The organism is Nesterenkonia ebinurensis, assembly GCF_008711175.1.
Lineage (GTDB): Bacteria > Actinomycetota > Actinomycetes > Actinomycetales > Micrococcaceae > Nesterenkonia > Nesterenkonia ebinurensis.
In genome coordinates this window covers 503431-518070 of sequence record NZ_VWNF01000011.1, presented here as the reverse complement: position 1 = coordinate 518070, position 14640 = coordinate 503431, and the positions used below count along the sequence as shown (strand labels likewise).

14 protein-coding genes, 1 tRNA gene and 1 pseudogene are annotated in these 14640 nt (G+C 64.3%); 11 read left to right on the top strand and 5 right to left on the bottom strand.

Annotated features, from left to right (window positions below; genetic code table 11):
- Positions 1-26: 26 nt before the first annotated feature.
- On the top strand, positions 27-653 hold the full coding sequence (locus tag F0311_RS06240) for a helix-turn-helix transcriptional regulator (protein ID WP_150461062.1): 627 nt from the start codon (positions 27-29) through the stop codon (positions 651-653).
- 6 nt (positions 654-659) lie between these two features.
- Positions 660-1832: a tyrosine-type recombinase/integrase gene (locus F0311_RS06235; protein WP_150461061.1), complete on the top strand. Its 1173-nt coding sequence runs from the start codon at positions 660-662 to the stop codon at positions 1830-1832.
- 113 nt (positions 1833-1945) lie between these two features.
- On the opposite strand, the gene F0311_RS06230 is transcribed toward F0311_RS06235, so the two are convergent.
- Positions 1946-2018, bottom strand: a tRNA-Lys gene (locus F0311_RS06230).
- 91 nt (positions 2019-2109) lie between these two features.
- Between F0311_RS06230 and cutA the strand changes: the two genes are divergently transcribed.
- The 4 genes and pseudogenes from cutA to F0311_RS06210 all read left to right on the top strand — a co-directional run bounded on the left by cutA (position 2110) and on the right by F0311_RS06210 (position 5254).
- Positions 2110-2430 (top strand): divalent-cation tolerance protein CutA, encoded by a 321-nt coding sequence (gene cutA, locus F0311_RS06225; RefSeq protein ID WP_150461060.1) that lies wholly within the window; start codon positions 2110-2112, stop codon positions 2428-2430.
- A 144-nt stretch (positions 2431-2574) separates the two neighbouring features.
- Positions 2575-2922 carry a YciI family protein gene (locus tag F0311_RS06220; protein WP_150461059.1) on the top strand — a complete coding sequence of 116 codons (348 nt, stop codon included), beginning with the start codon at positions 2575-2577 and terminating at the stop codon, positions 2920-2922.
- A gap of 1 nt (position 2923) precedes the next feature.
- Positions 2924-3784 (top strand): annotated as a pseudogene (locus F0311_RS18790) (RNA polymerase sigma factor); the annotation flags it as partial.
- A gap of 480 nt (positions 3785-4264) precedes the next feature.
- Positions 4265-5254: an aldo/keto reductase gene (locus F0311_RS06210; protein WP_150461207.1), complete on the top strand. Its 990-nt coding sequence runs from the start codon at positions 4265-4267 to the stop codon at positions 5252-5254.
- 137 nt (positions 5255-5391) lie between these two features.
- Here the strand turns inward: F0311_RS06210 and F0311_RS06205 are convergent, their stop codons facing one another.
- The 4 genes from F0311_RS06205 to F0311_RS06190 all read right to left on the bottom strand — a co-directional run bounded on the left by F0311_RS06205 (position 5392) and on the right by F0311_RS06190 (position 9350).
- Positions 5392-6897 (bottom strand): sodium:solute symporter family protein, encoded by a 1506-nt coding sequence (locus F0311_RS06205; protein WP_150461058.1) that lies wholly within the window; start codon positions 6895-6897, stop codon positions 5392-5394.
- The gene (locus tag F0311_RS06200) at positions 6897-7130 is read right to left on the bottom strand and encodes a hypothetical protein (protein WP_150461057.1); all 234 of its coding nucleotides are present in this window, start codon (positions 7128-7130) and stop codon (positions 6897-6899) included. Before F0311_RS06200 ends, F0311_RS06205 begins: the two co-directional genes overlap by 1 nt.
- A gap of 211 nt (positions 7131-7341) precedes the next feature.
- Positions 7342-9033, bottom strand: a complete 1692-nt coding sequence (locus F0311_RS06195; protein WP_223881162.1) for a sodium:solute symporter family protein — start codon at positions 9031-9033, stop codon at positions 7342-7344.
- On the bottom strand, positions 9033-9350 hold the full coding sequence (locus F0311_RS06190) for a DUF4212 domain-containing protein (RefSeq protein ID WP_150461056.1): 318 nt from the start codon (positions 9348-9350) through the stop codon (positions 9033-9035). Before F0311_RS06190 ends, F0311_RS06195 begins: the two co-directional genes overlap by 1 nt.
- A gap of 289 nt (positions 9351-9639) precedes the next feature.
- On the opposite strand from F0311_RS06190, the gene F0311_RS06185 reads away from it, so the two are divergent.
- From F0311_RS06185 to F0311_RS06165, 5 genes are all read left to right on the top strand, one after another.
- Positions 9640-10146: a hypothetical protein gene (locus F0311_RS06185; protein WP_150461055.1), complete on the top strand. Its 507-nt coding sequence runs from the start codon at positions 9640-9642 to the stop codon at positions 10144-10146.
- Positions 10147-10163: 17 nt separating this feature from the next.
- The gene (locus F0311_RS17960) at positions 10164-10655 is read left to right on the top strand and encodes a DUF485 domain-containing protein (protein ID WP_191089769.1); all 492 of its coding nucleotides are present in this window, start codon (positions 10164-10166) and stop codon (positions 10653-10655) included.
- Positions 10652-12349, top strand: a complete 1698-nt coding sequence (locus tag F0311_RS06175) for a solute symporter family protein (protein WP_150461054.1) — start codon at positions 10652-10654, stop codon at positions 12347-12349. The genes F0311_RS17960 and F0311_RS06175 overlap by 4 nt, the downstream gene beginning before the upstream one ends.
- Entirely contained in the window at positions 12339-13700 is a 1362-nt protein-coding gene (locus tag F0311_RS06170; protein ID WP_150461053.1) for a histidine kinase, read from the top strand. Before F0311_RS06175 ends, F0311_RS06170 begins: the two co-directional genes overlap by 11 nt.
- Before the next feature lie 151 nt (positions 13701-13851).
- Positions 13852-14628, top strand: coding sequence for a LytR/AlgR family response regulator transcription factor (locus F0311_RS06165; RefSeq protein ID WP_150461052.1), 777 nt, complete (start codon positions 13852-13854; stop codon positions 14626-14628).
- Positions 14629-14640 lie beyond the last annotated feature (12 nt).

The window sequence follows — 14640 nt, the reverse complement described above, 5'->3', positions numbered from 1 at the left end:
CACCAATATTCGGTTACTATTGATCCATGCTAGACGAGGCAGCGGCCGCAGAGGACAACTTCGCCATTCACTTGCGCCATCAGCGGCGCCTACGGGGGCTGAGCCAGGCCCAGTTAGCAAAGCTGATGGAGGAAGAGGGTATTCGAATTCACCCCCAGACCATCTTCAAGATTGAAAACGGCACTCAGAGGGTAAAGCTCAACGAGGCTGCTGCTATAGCCTCCTGTCTCGATTTGCCACTGGGAGACCTCATTTCTAGGGAGGGGAATCTCTCTGTGGCACAAGGATGGAGGCAAGCGATCTTAACTAATTTCGATGCAAGTACAGCCGTCCACCAGTGGCTCATGGCGAAGTACCTGCTTGCCTTGCAGTTGGACTTTTTCGAAGAAACAGGATGGACACCTCTGGAGAACTACTATGAGTCACTCGTCGTTACGCCTCTGGAGACGCTTGGGGCTGAGTTCCGTTGGCCAGGTGCTGTAGAACAGGAGGCTCAGCGATCTATTGCGGATCCGAATGTACGAGATGAGCTACTCCAGCGGATCAGAGACGGCTGGGAAGGTGCTTCCCACGTTAGAAACTTCTATCGGGCGCACCCCCATCTTCTGGACGGCAAGGGGACTCTTGATCCGCCGAGCGGCAAAGACAATTGAGCCCACATGCCCTCCAAGAATCCCCGTGCCTGGGTTGAGGACACCTGGTACAAGCGCGACAAGACTCCCAGTGCCCGGCATGGACGGGGCCGCCGCTGGCGGGTTCGCGTCTTTACTCCGATGGGCAAGACTGCCACTGAGTCCTACGAGAGAAAGACGGATGCCGAGCAGCGCCGTGATGAGCTGAACGCTCAGTTTGTTACCGGCACCTGGGCCGACCCGAAAGCAGGCCGGGTCGCAGTAGGAGTGGTCCTCGACAAACTCATGGAGACCAAAGACGTCAAGGGCAAGACCCTTCGGGACTATGAATCGCTCCTCAAGACACATATACGGCCGCGCTGGGGCGACACCCCAGTCAAAGCCGTTCAGAAGTCAGATGTGCAGCTCTGGGTTGCGACTATGCGCAAAGGAGGCCTGTCGGCCTCTCGGACACGAAAATCCCTATTGCTTCTCAACGAGGCGCTCGAGCTCGCCGTCGACGACCGTCTCATCAACGTCAACCCGGCAGCCCGGGTCAAGGGGCCTAAGCAAGGCGAGAAACGCGAAGGCCGCCCCCTAACACTCGATCAGATTCTGTCCACCACCCAAGCGTTCAAGCGACCCTCCGACCGAGCGCTGTTCCTCACACTCGTCCTCACGGGGCTTCGCTGGGGAGAAGCCTCCGCCCTGCAAGTGGGATCTGTCGATCTTGACCTCAATAAGCTCACCATCTGGCGCACGTACTCAGACTCTGGCCAAGGCGGGAAAGTCATTGAAGAGATCACGAAGAACAAGGAGCGACGGTGGGCTCCGCTCTCCGAAACACTGAAGCGAGAACTTCTGCCACTCATGAAAGACAAGGGGCCCGCTGCCGACCTGTTCACTGCCCCTCAAGGAGGCGTCGTCCTTGAGGGCAACTGGCTGCATCGCGTCTTTCGACCAGCCCTGAGGCAGGCGGGCATCGCTGAGCCCAAGGACTACCGAATCCACGACCTCAGGCACACCTTCGCGTCCCTCAACGCCAAGAACGGAATCTCCCCCAAGGAGCTTCAGCGCGTTCTGGGCCATAAGACGCTGGCCATTACCACCGACACCTACATGCACCTGTACGAGGACGACTTCGGCGGTCTCCGGGAGTCCCTTGACAAGGCGATGCGCCCACTTGCGCAGGCACCCAAGGAATCGGAACCAGCTACCTGAGCGACAGCCCAAAATCCTCCCGGGTGTACCCGGGGTGTACCGATAGATCTCAGCGGAACTGGCTGAGCACTCAATAGTCCTGCAGAATCACGTTTGACCTGGGGTTTTAGTTGTGGGCCCTGCGGGGCTCGAACCCGCGACCAGCGGATTAAAAGTCCGATGCTCTACCAACTGAGCTAAAGGCCCTGGTCTGTATGGAGGCGGCCAAAAAGGCCAGAGACTATGGTAACTCACTCGGGTCGTCCTGTGCTCAGCCGTAGTGAGGCAGACTGAGGGTATGGACCAGGTTCAGTATGTGACAGTGCAGACCACTACCGATTCCGCTGCCGAGGCGCAGCACCTCGCCTCTGCCGCAGTGGCCCAACGGCTGGCAGCCTGCGTGCAGATCTCCGAAGTGCGCAGCTTCTACCAATGGCAGGCAGAGACCCACGACGACGCCGAGCACCTCCTCACCCTGAAGACCACGGCGGCCCAAGTCCCCGGGATCAAGGAACTGCTGGCCCAGCAGCATTCCTATGACGAGCCGGAACTGATCGTGCAGCCGATCATCGATGGCAGCGCGGGATACCTGAACTGGATCGCCGAATCCACCGCCTGAGCAGCCAAAGAACTTTCTTCAAGCTGTCAATATGCGGGGTGCTTGTACGTCATGATGGTGACGGGCCATCCGGTTCGGCACTAATCACCTCCGGCGAAGGTCGCCCGACCGACTGCCGCAGGGGGCACGATCTGAGGAGCAATCATGAAATACGCACTACTGCTGATGGGGCACATCAATGATCCGAACTGCGGCGAGGACGGCGGAGCCGATCCTGAGGAGTTCTTCGCCTTCGACAAAGAGATCACCGAAGCAGGTGTTGTGGTGACTTCCTTCGCGTTAGAAGACCCGGAGCATGGCGTGCGGGTGAGCAGCGACGAGAAGGGTGAGCGTATCGTCTCTTCTGGACCCTTCGCTGAGGTTCAGGAGTTCGTTGGCGGCAGCTACATCATCGAAGTGGCCAATATCGATGAAGCCATCGACTGGGCACGCAGAAGCCCAGGCTCTGCGCCAGGTTCGCATGTAGAGGTCCGCCCTGTCGCCCCCTACTGAGGTGCAGCAGACTCAGGTGCAGCGGGCAGTTGCCGCCACGGACCGGACCAAGGTCCTGGCGGCGCTCGCCCGACTCTTCGGCGACCTCGACCTTGCCGAAGACGTGCTGCAGGATGCCCTCGTTCAGGCTCTGCGGAGGTGGCCGGAGACCGGGATTCCAGACAGCCCGGAGGCCTGGCTGACCACCACCGCCAAGCGGAAGGCACTCGATACTCTCCGGCGTCACTCCGTACTGCAGCAGAAGCTTCCTCGCCTGCGTGTGCACCAGCAGCAGGAGCCAGTCCCCGACTCACTCGCAGACCCGGCCGCGCTCATTGCGGAGCAGGGCTCCAAGCCCGTGGAGGATGACCGGCTCGGGCTCTTTTTCGCCTGTGCTCACCCCCTGCTGAAGCCTGAGGACCGGATTGCGCTGACTCTGCGGTTCCTGGCCGGCCTGACCACCGCTGAAGTTGCCCACGGGCTGCTGACCCCCATCACGACCATGCAGCAGCGGATCACTCGTGCCAAGAAGCGCATCCGCACCATAGGTATCTCCTTCGAACCACCCCGCCAGGAGGAGCTGCACCAGCGGCTGAGCGGAGTTCAACGGGTGATCTACCTGCTCTACTCCGAAGGGTTCACCCGCTCCGCCGGGCAGGCGCATATCCGGGACGATCTCACCGCTGAGTCGATTCGGCTTGCGCGCCTGCTCCGAGAGCTGGTCCCCGGCTCTGCGGAGGTGACTGGGCTGCTCGGGCTGCTTCTGCTCACCGAGGCGCGCCGCCCTGCTCGTACAGATTCTGCTGGGCGTCCGGTCCCGTTGACTCAGCAGGACAGGACACGCTGGGACGTGGAACTGATCCGGGAAGGAAAAGCCCTGGCTGAGGCTGCTGCGGCGGTCCCAGGTGCGGCCAGCTATGCGATTCAGGCTGCGATCGCTGCAGTGCACGCTGAGGCAGAGACCTACCAGGACACCGACTGGTCTCAGATCGCTGTACTCTATCGGCTCCTGGAAACCTACGAGCCGGGGCCGGTGGTCCGGCTCGGGCGCGCCGTGGCACTCGGCCGGGCCCGGGGACTGCAGGAGGGGCTGCAGCTGCTCGATGCGCTCGCCGACGACGCGGTGCTCTCCCGGCTCCGCTCCTTCCACACCGCCAGAGCCGTCACCTTAGAAGAGCTCGGCGATCAGCACGGAGCAGCCGAGGCATACCGACGCGCGCTCAGCCTCCCTGGCAATAAGGCGGAGGAAGACTTCTTGGCCAATGCGCTCTCCGGTCTCAGCACAACAGAGGCGGATGCGGGACACTCGGCCTCGTGCGGCAGACTGAGGGCAGGAGAAACATCAACTGCAGAAGGAGCCGCTATGAATCACCGCACACTGGGCCGCACCGGCCGGGACGTCTCAGTCATCGGATTGGGCACCTGGCAGATCGGCGGAGACTGGGGGCCTGTCTCCGAGCAGGACGCCTTCGCCGTGCTCGATGCCGCAGCGGAGTCCGGGGTGACGTTCTTCGACACCGCTGATGTCTACGGCGATGGGCGCAGCGAACTGCTCATCGGACGCTGGCGCGCACAGAATCCCGGTTGGCACGGCACAGTCGCCACCAAGATGATCAGACGGGCGACGACGCCGTCACTTCAGTACGCCACCGCAGAGCACTTCCGGGCCTGGACGGACCGATCGCGGCAGAACCTGGGCGTGGACACTTTGGATCTGGTCCAGCTGCACTGCCCAGAGACCCCGGTGCTGGAAGCCGACCAGGTCTATGACGGCCTTGATGCGCTGGTGGAGGAGGGCGCAGTCGCTGCCTACGGCGTCAGCGTGGAGACCTGTGACCAGGCACTGACCGCGATCGCCAGAGAGCATGTGGCCACTGTGCAGATCATCCTCAACGCCTTCCGCCAGAAGCCCCTGGATGAGGTGCTGCCCGCCGCCGCACAGGCCGGCGTGGGGATCATCGCCCGGGTTCCGCTGGCCTCAGGACTGCTCTCCGGACGTTACACGGCGGACACCGTGTTCGCCGCCGATGACCACCGCAGCTTCAACCGTCACGGGGAAGCATTCGACGTCGGTGAGACGTTCGCCGGAGTGGACTTCAACGCCGGGGTGGCCGCCGCCGCGGAGTTCTCCCGGCTAGCCCGAGAGGCAGACTTGGAGCCCGCCGCAGCAGCCCTGGCCTGGACGGCCCAACAGCCCGAGGTCAGCACAGTGATCCCTGGGGCGCGAAACGCCGAACAGGCCCGAAGCAATGCCGCCGCCGGTGAGATTCCGCCGCTGCCGCAGGACTTCCTGGATGCGGTGGCGAGCCTTTACGAAACCACAGTCAAGCCCCAGGTCCACCACCGCTGGTAACGATCAGACTCCTGGGCTGAGAAGCTACACGGGTCCCGGCCGCTGACACAGCTGATTTACTGCCAGGACTAAGCGGAAGCAGGAAGGCGGGCATTGCTGAACTTAGTGCTGCGGCGACCTCGCTTCGCTCACGCTGCTCAATCGCCTCGGCCGACTCCGAGCGTGCTCGGCTCTGTGCTTGGCCCAATCCGGTGTCGTGGTGACCGGGAGGCTTCGATGAACTCGACAGCTCGCTCCCGGGGTGCGGGGGTAAGCAGACTGACGCCCACGAACAGCACAACGGCCAGCAGCAGACCCCAGACCCCGGAACCCTGGCCCAGCAGTGCGGTCCCGGTGTACTCCAGGCCCAGCACCAGCGAACCGGCCAGCACTACCGAGCTGATCACACCAGCGGAGGTGCCGCGCTTCCAGAAGAAGGCACCGATGATCGGCGGGACCATCACCAGCAGGCCCGCAGAGGCGGAGACCGAAAGCACCGCGATCAGGTCAAGCTGCAGCTGAGCGAACCCATAGGCCAGCCCGGCCACCACTGGGATCACCGCCTTGCCGGCCGCCAGCTGGATCCGTTCACTGAGTCCGCGGCGGGCACTGACCACATCCCGGGTGATCATTGAGGACAGGGTCAGCATGATCGAGTCGATGGTGGAGACACAAGCGGCCAGAATGCCGATCATCACGATGATCGCCAGCGGGGCGGGTACCAGCCCCGAGCCCAGTAGAGTCGGTGTGGCGCTGTCTGCGGCTTCAAGGTCAGGGAAGTGGATCCGTGCCGCAAAGCCCCAGAACACCGAGACCAAGGTATAGATGAACCCGAAGACCAGGAACCCGATGAGCATCCGGCGCATATCCTTCAGCGAACCTGGGGTGAACAGCCGCTGGGAGACCTGAGGATTGGAGATGGAGAAGAAGATCCAGGGTAGGGAGAGCGCGATGAAGGTGGAGAGCGTGAAGTAGCCTTCGCCCGGCACAGACAGTGCGCCCGGCTGGTCCTCCAAGGCGTCGAAGAACCCGCCCAGTCCACCGAGCTGGTGGATGACGATGACCACCACCAGGGTGGCTGAGAGCACCATGATCACTGATTGGAGGGCATCGGTCCAGACCACTGAGCGCAGCCCGGCGACCATGGCGAAGACGATGGCTGCGAAGCACACCACCGCAGTGCCGGTGGTGAAGCTGATGGCCCCGTTGGTCATCCCGGAGACCAGGTAGCCGGCCCCGGCCAGCTGGACGGCCGCATAGGGGAGCAGGAACACAAAGCTGGCGATCGCCGCCACCGCGCCGGAGGCTCGGCTGACATAGCGGTGCCCGATCATCTCCGAGGGAGTCACATACCCGAAGCGCCGCCCGACCCGCCAGAACCGGGGCCCGAAGATCAGCACCAGGGTGACTCCGCACAGGTAGAGCAGCTCAAAGCCCAGTGCTCCGACGCCCCCGGCATAGGTCAGTCCGGCCAGGCCGATCATCATGAACGCTGAGTAGGTGGTGGCCGAGTAGCTCATCGCAGAGAGGAACCCGCCCATCCGCCGGCCGCCCAGGAAGTAGTCGGTCATATCCTCGGCCGTCCCGGAGCGGGAGAGCAGGGCCGCCGAGGTGGCGACTAGGAAGTACAGGCCGATGCCGATCCAGACCCAGGTGGAGTCCATCAGAGCTGACCTCGCTCAGGCTGGGTCTCGTACTCATCGTCCCAGCCGGCGGAGACCATCACGTTGACTGCGATGACCGCCACGGTCATCACCGTCCAGAACAAGGCGCTGCCGTACCAGGCGTCCACCTCACGCAGCAGCGTGTAGGGGACCACGAACATCGCCAGCATGATCACTGGCACGCTGGCGATGAGCCAGGTCAGAGAAGATTTTCGCTGATCCGTCAGATGCACTTCTCAAGGCTACACCCACGTGAATGAGCTGCTGGCGCAAGAGGGGGCTTTCGCCCTGACGAATTCGAGCGCGGCGCACTGCGCCGGCCGAATTATGAGGAAAGGGCGAATCCCGCGCCAGAGCCAACAGCTCAACGCAGCAGAGCTAGGCACACGACGACGCCCCCGGCGGGTACCGAGGGCGTCGTCGTGATCTGACTGGAGAGAGAGGCTACAGCTTGCCGGCAGCCTCCAACTGCTGTTTGGCCGGGTAGCGGATGGACTCCACCATCTCCTGGACCTCCTCGCTGGGCGGCTTGGTCAGGTTGGACACCGTGATGGTGACGATGAAGTTCAGCGCCGCGCCGATCGTTCCGATGCCCTCCGGTGAGATGCCCCAGATGTGATCATTGGCCTCAAGGCCGAACAGCGGCAGCGTGTAGATCATGTAGCTGGCGCTGAAGATCAGACCGGTGAGCATTCCTGCGGCCGCACCCTTGGCGTTGGCCTTCTTCCAGAAGATGCCCAGGATGAGGATCGGGAAGAAGGTGGAGGCCGCCAGTCCGAAGGCGAAGGCCACCACCTGAGCCACGAAGGCCGGCGGATTCAGGCCAGCGATGATCGCCACGAGCACCGCACCGGACATCGCCAGGCGGCCCACCAGCATCTGCTGCTTCTCGGAAGCCTTCTCCTTGGAGATCATCCGGTAGTAGATATCGTGGCTGGCCGAGGAGGAGATTACCAGCAGGAGTCCCGCAGCAGTGGACAGAGCCGCAGCCATACCGCCGGCAGCCATCAGGCCGATGATCGGGGCCGGCAGACCGCCGATCTCCGGGGAGGCCAGCACCATGATGTCGTTGGAAACGATCAGGTCAGCGCCTGAGGCCGCCGCATTGGAGACGGACTCAATGGCACCGCTATCCGTATTCAGCTCCACATAGCCCGCCGTTTCCCAGGGTTCGATCCAGGCCGGCAGGCTGTCGGCAGTGGCCTCCCGGGCACCTTGTAGCAGGTTCAGGTTGGTGAACGCGCCCACCGCCGGTGCGGTCAGGTACAGCAGCGAGATGAAGAACAGGGCCCAGAAGGCGGAGAACCGCGCCCCGCGCACCGTCTTGGTGGTGTAGAACCGGATGATCACATGCGGCAGGCCGGCAGTACCGATCATCAGCGACATGGTCACCAGGAACACGTCCAGCTGGCCGCCGTCGCGGCCGGTGAAGGCCTCGGTGAACCGGTCCAGGCCGAACTCGGTGCGCAGTGCGTCCAGCTCAGCCAGGATGGTGCCGTAGGTGACCTGCGGAATCGGGAAGCCGCCGATCTGCTGAGAGACGGCCACTGCCGGGATCAGGTAGGCGATGATCAGCACAAAATACTGGGCCACCTGGGTGTAGGTGATGCCCTTCATGCCGCCGAGCACCGCGTAGAAGAAGATCACCACTGCAGCAACCACCACAGCCCAGTGCGCCTCCAGCCCCAGGAACCGGGCGAAGACCACGCCGCCGCCAGTCATCTGGCCCACCACATAGGTGAAGGAGATGACGATCGCGCAGATCGCGGCCACCACGCGCACAGTGTCGGAGTACCGGTCGCCCACGAACTCGGGCACGGTGAACTTGCCCCATTTGCGCAAATAGGGCGCCAGCAGCAGAGCCAGCAGCACATAGCCGCCGGTCCAGCCCATCAGGTAGACCGAGCCGTCGGAGCCCAAGAAGGCGATCATGCCGGCCATGCCGATGAAACTGGCCGCCGACATCCAGTCGGCCGCCACGGCGGCACCATTGGCGATGGTGGGCACGCCCCGGGAGGCGACGTAGAACTCCTTGGTCTCCTTCACCCGGGAGCGCCAGGCAATGTAGATGTAGAGCCCGAAGCTCAGCAGCAAGAACAGGAAAGTCCAGAACTGCATCGGTTCCAGTCCAAACATCACTGAGCACCTTCCTTAGGCTCAGCTACCCCGAACTCCTTATCGATCCGGTCCATCCACAGCGCGTAGACCAGGATCAGCACCACGAAGGTATAGATGGAGCCCTGCTGGGCGAACCACAGGCCCAGTGGGAACCCGAGGACTTCGATATTGTTCAGCGGCTCAATGAGAATGATTCCGAACCCGAACGAGACGGTGAACCAGATGGCCAGCAGCACCACCATCAGCCGGACGTTCTTCTTCCAGTAGCGCTGGCGCCAGCCGTTGTCCTCTGGCGGTGCCGCGCCGGAAGAGCTCTCGTGTGTCACATCGGACATGTGTGACTCCTTTGCTCTTAAATCTACTTAGGGCGATCTCGCATCTGCGCGCGGATGCACAGATGCCTGGGATAAGACAATCGCGATGTGACAGCCCTCACAAGCTCTTCTGGGCAGAAGGTGCATCTGGGTTGGCGAGCGGTCAACCTGGCGCCGCGAGCGGTCGAATACGTGTGATCTGCCGCACATTGGCTGATTCTGACCGCTGGTGATGCTGTTACCCGCCGTTGAGCACCAAGGCGCCCGCTCATCTAGATTCTGTGACGCTCCTCACCGTAGAATCTGGGTCATGAGTACCACCACCGCATCCGCACCGCAGCAGAAGCACGCGGAGCAGAAGGGCCTTGCCGGGGTCTTCACCCGGTTCCGGGAAGGACGCAAGCACGGCTGGGGGATCTTCCACCTGGGCAGCTGGCCAATGATGATCGGCGGCATGGCCATGATCATCTCCGCGTTTCTGCCCTGGATCTACGTGACGCTCACCCAGGAGCTGATCGGTGAGTCCTTTGTGCTGCGCGGCACCGACGGGCCCGGGGTGCTGACCCTCTCCGTGGGCTGCCTGGCCTTCGCCGGGGCCTTTGTGCCCAGGCGGCGGCTGGCCATCGCCCATGCCGGGATCCCCGGCGCACTGGTGGCCGGGATCTGCCTGCTGCAGAGCTACAATCTGCTGGTGGCCAATATGGACACCCAGTGGGGGTCCTTCCTGCCCGGGATGGGGCTGGTGCTGGCCGCCGGCGGTGCGGTGATCCTGCTGCGGGCCGCCTGGACCATGTACCGCGGCTGGCCCGCGCCGTAGCGACGTAGCCTAGAGATGTGAGCCCCGGTGATCTGACAGGCCCTGCCTCGCAGTATGACGGCGAGACCCGCGATACCCCCGCCGAGGTCGACGCCGCCTTCCGCACCCTGCGCCGGATAGCAGTCACCTACTTCATCGTGTTCCTGGTGGTGGTAGCTGCCTTCCCGGTACTGACACTGACCCTGGACTGGTGGTTGGACTCCCGCCTGATCGGCAGTCTGAGCCCCGGGTTCCTCACCGTGGCAGTGGGCCTCTACGTGGTCTTCGCCGGCATCGGCATTGCCGCAGCTACTCTGAGCTCCAGCGTGGAGCAGCGCATGCTCGGCAGTCAGTCCGATGAAGACTTTAGGCCCGAAGGTCGGGGCCGCGGTACCCGACCGAGAGGCGAGCGGGGTTCCCCCGCCGCCGGGACCAGCGACTTTAGGCCCGAAGGTCGGGGCCGCGGTACCCGACCGAGAGGCGAGCGGGGTTCCCCCGCCGCCGGGACCAGCACTGGCGCCACCCGATGACCACCACCGCCATCATCACCCTGATCGCCGTGCTGGTGATCGTGCTCGGTGTCAGTGTGATCACCCGACCCCGGCACTCCTCCACCGTGGACTTCTACCTGGCCGGGCAGCGGGTGGGGGTGGTCACCAACTCCTGGGCGATCTGCGGAGACTACCTCTCCGCGGCGTCGTTCCTGGGGGTGGCTGCGGCAGTCTACGTCTCTGGGATCGACGGCGCCTGGTATGCGGTGGGCTTCGCCGCCGGGTTCGTGCCGGTGCTGCTGCTGGTGGCCGCTCCACTGCGCCGCTACGGGGAATTCTCGCTGGCCGACTTCCTGGGCCGGCGGCTGCGATCCGATGCGGTGCGCCTGCACTCGGTGGGCGTGGTGCAGCTTGTGATCCTCTGCTACCTCATCCCCCAGTCGGTGGGCGGAGGCATCACCTGGGAGCTGCTGGTCGGTCACGGGCTGTTCGGGCTCAGTCCCTATTCCACCGGGGTGCTGCTCTCCACTGCGGTGATCGCCGTGGTAGTCGCCTCCGGGGGGATGCGGGGGACCACTTGGAACCAGGCGGTGCAATTCCTGCTGCTCTTTGCCGCCCTGGTCTGGCTGGCGGTCACTGTCAGCGCCGACGGCTTCCGCTACGGGGAGGCAGTGGAGAGCCTGAGTCAAGAACCCCTGGCCAATCCTGAGTTCGTCGAGGGCCAGTGGCAGATGACCCAGGAACAGAATGCGATCAGCCCGGGGCAGGAGGCCGTCTTCGGCCAGCCCGGAGCTCGTTACGGGCAGCTGGGCCAGGTGGCCCTGGTGGTCACCCTGGGGCTTGGTACTGCCGGACTTCCGCATGTGATGAACCGGTACTTCACCGCCCCCACCGGCCGGGCCGCCCGCACCACCACTGTCTGGGTGCTGCTGCTGATCGGCATGTTCTATGCACTGGCGGTGATGATGGGCACTGCGGCCCGGGATATCATCCCGGCCGCAGCCCGCGAGCACGCCTGGTTGGAGGAGCTCACCGTGGACGGGGTGCTGCGGGTCCCTGAGCACGCCCTGCCGGTGCTGGGCCGGATCTACGGGGATGAGGCCGGATTGGGGCTGATCGCAGCGGCTGCCCTGATTGCTGCGATGTCCACTGTGGCCGGACTGTTACTGGCCTCGGCAGCCACATGGGGTCACGACGTCTACGAACGCCATATCAACCCCAGGGCCACCCAGCGCCAGGCCGTCTGGGTAGGCCGGGTCTCCACCCTGATCGCTGCCAGCATCGCTGCCGGACTGGCCATGCTGCTGCGGCCTGATGCCTTCACCCCTGCCATGCCTTCCCTGGTGGCCACCATGGTCACCTGGGCGTTCGCGATCGCCGGCTCAGCGCTGACGCCGGTGGTGGTGCTGGCCATCTGGTGGCGGCGCACCACCGCCGCAGGTGCCCTGGCCGGGCTGGCCAGCGGATCGACCGTTGCCATCGGCATGTTCCTCACCGCCAGCTTCATGGAGCCTGGAGCGCTGCGCGAACTTTTCGCCGCCCCCACCTTGGTGGCCGCCCCGCTGGCCTTCACACTGACCATCCTGGTCTCGCTGCGTACACAGCCCCCGGCAGAGGTGGATGCCGACTGGGTGATCATGCACGGTACCGCCGCCGACCGGCACGCTGAACGGATGGCCGCCCTGACTCTGCGCGAGCGGTGGCGCAGAAAGGAGGAGCGGCGTGCGCGGTAGCCTCATCCTGGCCGCAGCGGTGCTGGGCATCTGGACTCTGATCTATATCGTCACCCAGGTGCTGGTCACACCAGCCCTGCCGGTGCTGCCCACTGTGGGCATCGGCGTCGTGCTCACCGTTGCTGTGGTGCTGGGTTACCCTTCGGCGCTGCGCGGGCCCCGGGGTTCCCGCAGCCTGCGCAGCCCCCGCCGCGGCAGCGCTGGTGCCGATCCGCACGGCCGCCGCGATCTGCCTGACCGTGGTGTGCGTGATTTGGCAGTGCGTTCCATCCCGCTGCGCTCCGGGCTGACTCAGGACGCCGCCCGGCGCACCTGTGAGCTGCTGCGGCCCATGCTCTCCGGGGATGCGGTGTCCATCACCGACACCGAGGACATCCTGGCCTATATCGGGCCCGGCGAGAACCATCATCTGCCCGGCGGAGCCATGCAGACCTCCGCCGCCCCGCGCGCAGTCCGCAGGGGCAAGACTGTGGTGGTCCGGGACAAGGCCTCGGTGGGCTGCCGCGAACCGGACTGTGAGGTGATCTCCGCGGTGATCGCCCCGCTGCGGATCGGTCAGCGCGTAGTGGGCACCCTGGGCGTCTACCAGGCGACTACGCAGATTCCGCCCAAGCAGCTGGTGGAGGATATGGCAAATATGCTCAGCCTGCACCTGGAGCTGGCTGAGCTGGACCGGGAGAAGCAGCTGGCCGCCAGCGCCCGGCTGGACGCGCTGCGTGCCCAGATCAATCCGCACTTCCTGTTCAACATTCTCAACACCATTGCCTCCAAGGCCCGTACCCGTCCCGAGGAGGCCCGGGAGCTGCTGCTGCGGCTCTCCGAGTTCTTCCGCTACGCGGTCCGCCAGGAAGGGCATTTTGCCGAGTTCGCCCAGGAGTACTTCTTTGTGCGGACCTATCTCTCCTTGGAGCAGGCCCGGTTCGGCTCCCGGCTTCAGGTCCGCTACGACATCGACCCGCAGGCCCTGACCTCCCGGGTGCCGGTGCTGACCATCCAGCCCCTGGTGGAGAACGCGGTCAAGCACGGCATCGCTCCCAAGAAGGAGGGCGGCACTGTGCGGCTGCGTGCCCGTGTGGATCCGTTGACCCGCACCACCAGCATCCGGGTCTCCGATGACGGGGTGGGTATGGACCCCGAGGTGCTGACCGCACTGACCGAGGGGGGCGGCGTCGTCGGGGACTCCACCGATGCTGTGCTGACCGGGCCGGACGGCGCTGGTGGGCATGCCGGAGTAGGGCTGAAGAACATCTCCGAGCGGCTCGACCAGCTCTTCGGCGACCGCTACGACCTCTCGATCGCCACCCCGAAGTCCGGCGGCACCGTAGTGGAACTGAAAATCCCGCTGCGTTGAGATGGCCCGCCCTCGCTTGAGCTTCTTCTCACACGGTGTGCTGAAATCCGCTGAATAGATGAGGTTCGAAGCTCTTTCCCGGGATTTCAACACACCAAGCGACAGCGTCTCGCGAGAGCAGGGTTCTGATACCGGGAATATACTGTGAGCTGTGTCGCCTCGCGCCCTGATCGTTGATGATGAAGCTCCTGCCCGGGAGGAGCTTCGCTATCTGCTGGAGGAGGCCGCCCCAGCCACGAAGGTCCAGGTGGTGGGTGAGGCCACCAACGGCGAAGAGGCTCTGGTGCTGCTGCACTCATTGGATTACGACCTGGTGTTCCTGGACATCCGGATGCCCGGGCTCACCGGCCTGCAGGTGGCCGAGCAGCTGCGCGAGCTGCCCCGGCAGCCCAAAGTCATCTTCACCACTGCTTACCCGGATCACGCTGTGGAGGCCTTTGACTTAGCTGCCGCCGACTATCTGGTCAAACCCTTCGACGCCGAGCGGCTGGCCCGGGCTGTGGAACGGGCACTGGCCGGGGCCGCACCCCAGGAGAACAGTAGGGACGCCGCCGCCTCCCCGGCCGCCAGCAGAAACTCACCTGACCAGCGCGACCGCCTGGTGCGGATACCGGTGCAGCGTGACGGCCGCACCGTGCTCATCGAAGGCGATGCCATTGTCTACGCGGCCGCGGCCCGAGGGTACTCTTCGCTGAAGCTGGCCGATGACAAAGTGCTGGTCAGCTTCTCGCTCAACGAGCTGGAGCGTCGACTGCACGGACACTTCTGCCGGGTGCACCGCTCTTACCTGGTGAACTTGCGCTATGTGCGAGAGCTGGTGCCCGACTTCCGCGGCCACTTAGCGCTGGTGATGAATGACCGGCAGCGCTCGCGAGTGGAGGTCTCCCGCCGCCACGCCAAGGAGCTGCGCCGCCGCCTGGGCGTATAGGGCGGAATGAAC

Excerpts from the sequence above, each read along its gene's own strand:
- F0311_RS06205 (WP_150461058.1), bottom strand. The coding sequence starts at position 6,897 with ATGGACTCCACCTGGGTCTGGATCGGCATCGGCCTGTACTTCCTAGTC.
- F0311_RS06195 (WP_223881162.1), bottom strand. The coding sequence starts at position 9,033 with ATGTTTGGACTGGAACCGATGCAGTTCTGGACTTTCCTGTTCTTGCTG.
- F0311_RS06235 (WP_150461061.1), top strand. The coding sequence starts at position 660 with ATGCCCTCCAAGAATCCCCGTGCCTGGGTTGAGGACACCTGGTACAAG.
- F0311_RS06190 (WP_150461056.1), bottom strand. The coding sequence starts at position 9,350 with ATGTCCGATGTGACACACGAGAGCTCTTCCGGCGCGGCACCGCCAGAG.
- F0311_RS06185 (WP_150461055.1), top strand. The coding sequence starts at position 9,640 with ATGAGTACCACCACCGCATCCGCACCGCAGCAGAAGCACGCGGAGCAG.
- cutA (WP_150461060.1), top strand. The coding sequence starts at position 2,110 with ATGGACCAGGTTCAGTATGTGACAGTGCAGACCACTACCGATTCCGCT.
- F0311_RS06210 (WP_150461207.1), top strand. The coding sequence starts at position 4,265 with ATGAATCACCGCACACTGGGCCGCACCGGCCGGGACGTCTCAGTCATC.
- F0311_RS06220 (WP_150461059.1), top strand. The coding sequence starts at position 2,575 with ATGAAATACGCACTACTGCTGATGGGGCACATCAATGATCCGAACTGC.
- F0311_RS06175 (WP_150461054.1), top strand. The coding sequence starts at position 10,652 with ATGACCACCACCGCCATCATCACCCTGATCGCCGTGCTGGTGATCGTG.
- F0311_RS06240 (WP_150461062.1), top strand. The coding sequence starts at position 27 with ATGCTAGACGAGGCAGCGGCCGCAGAGGACAACTTCGCCATTCACTTG.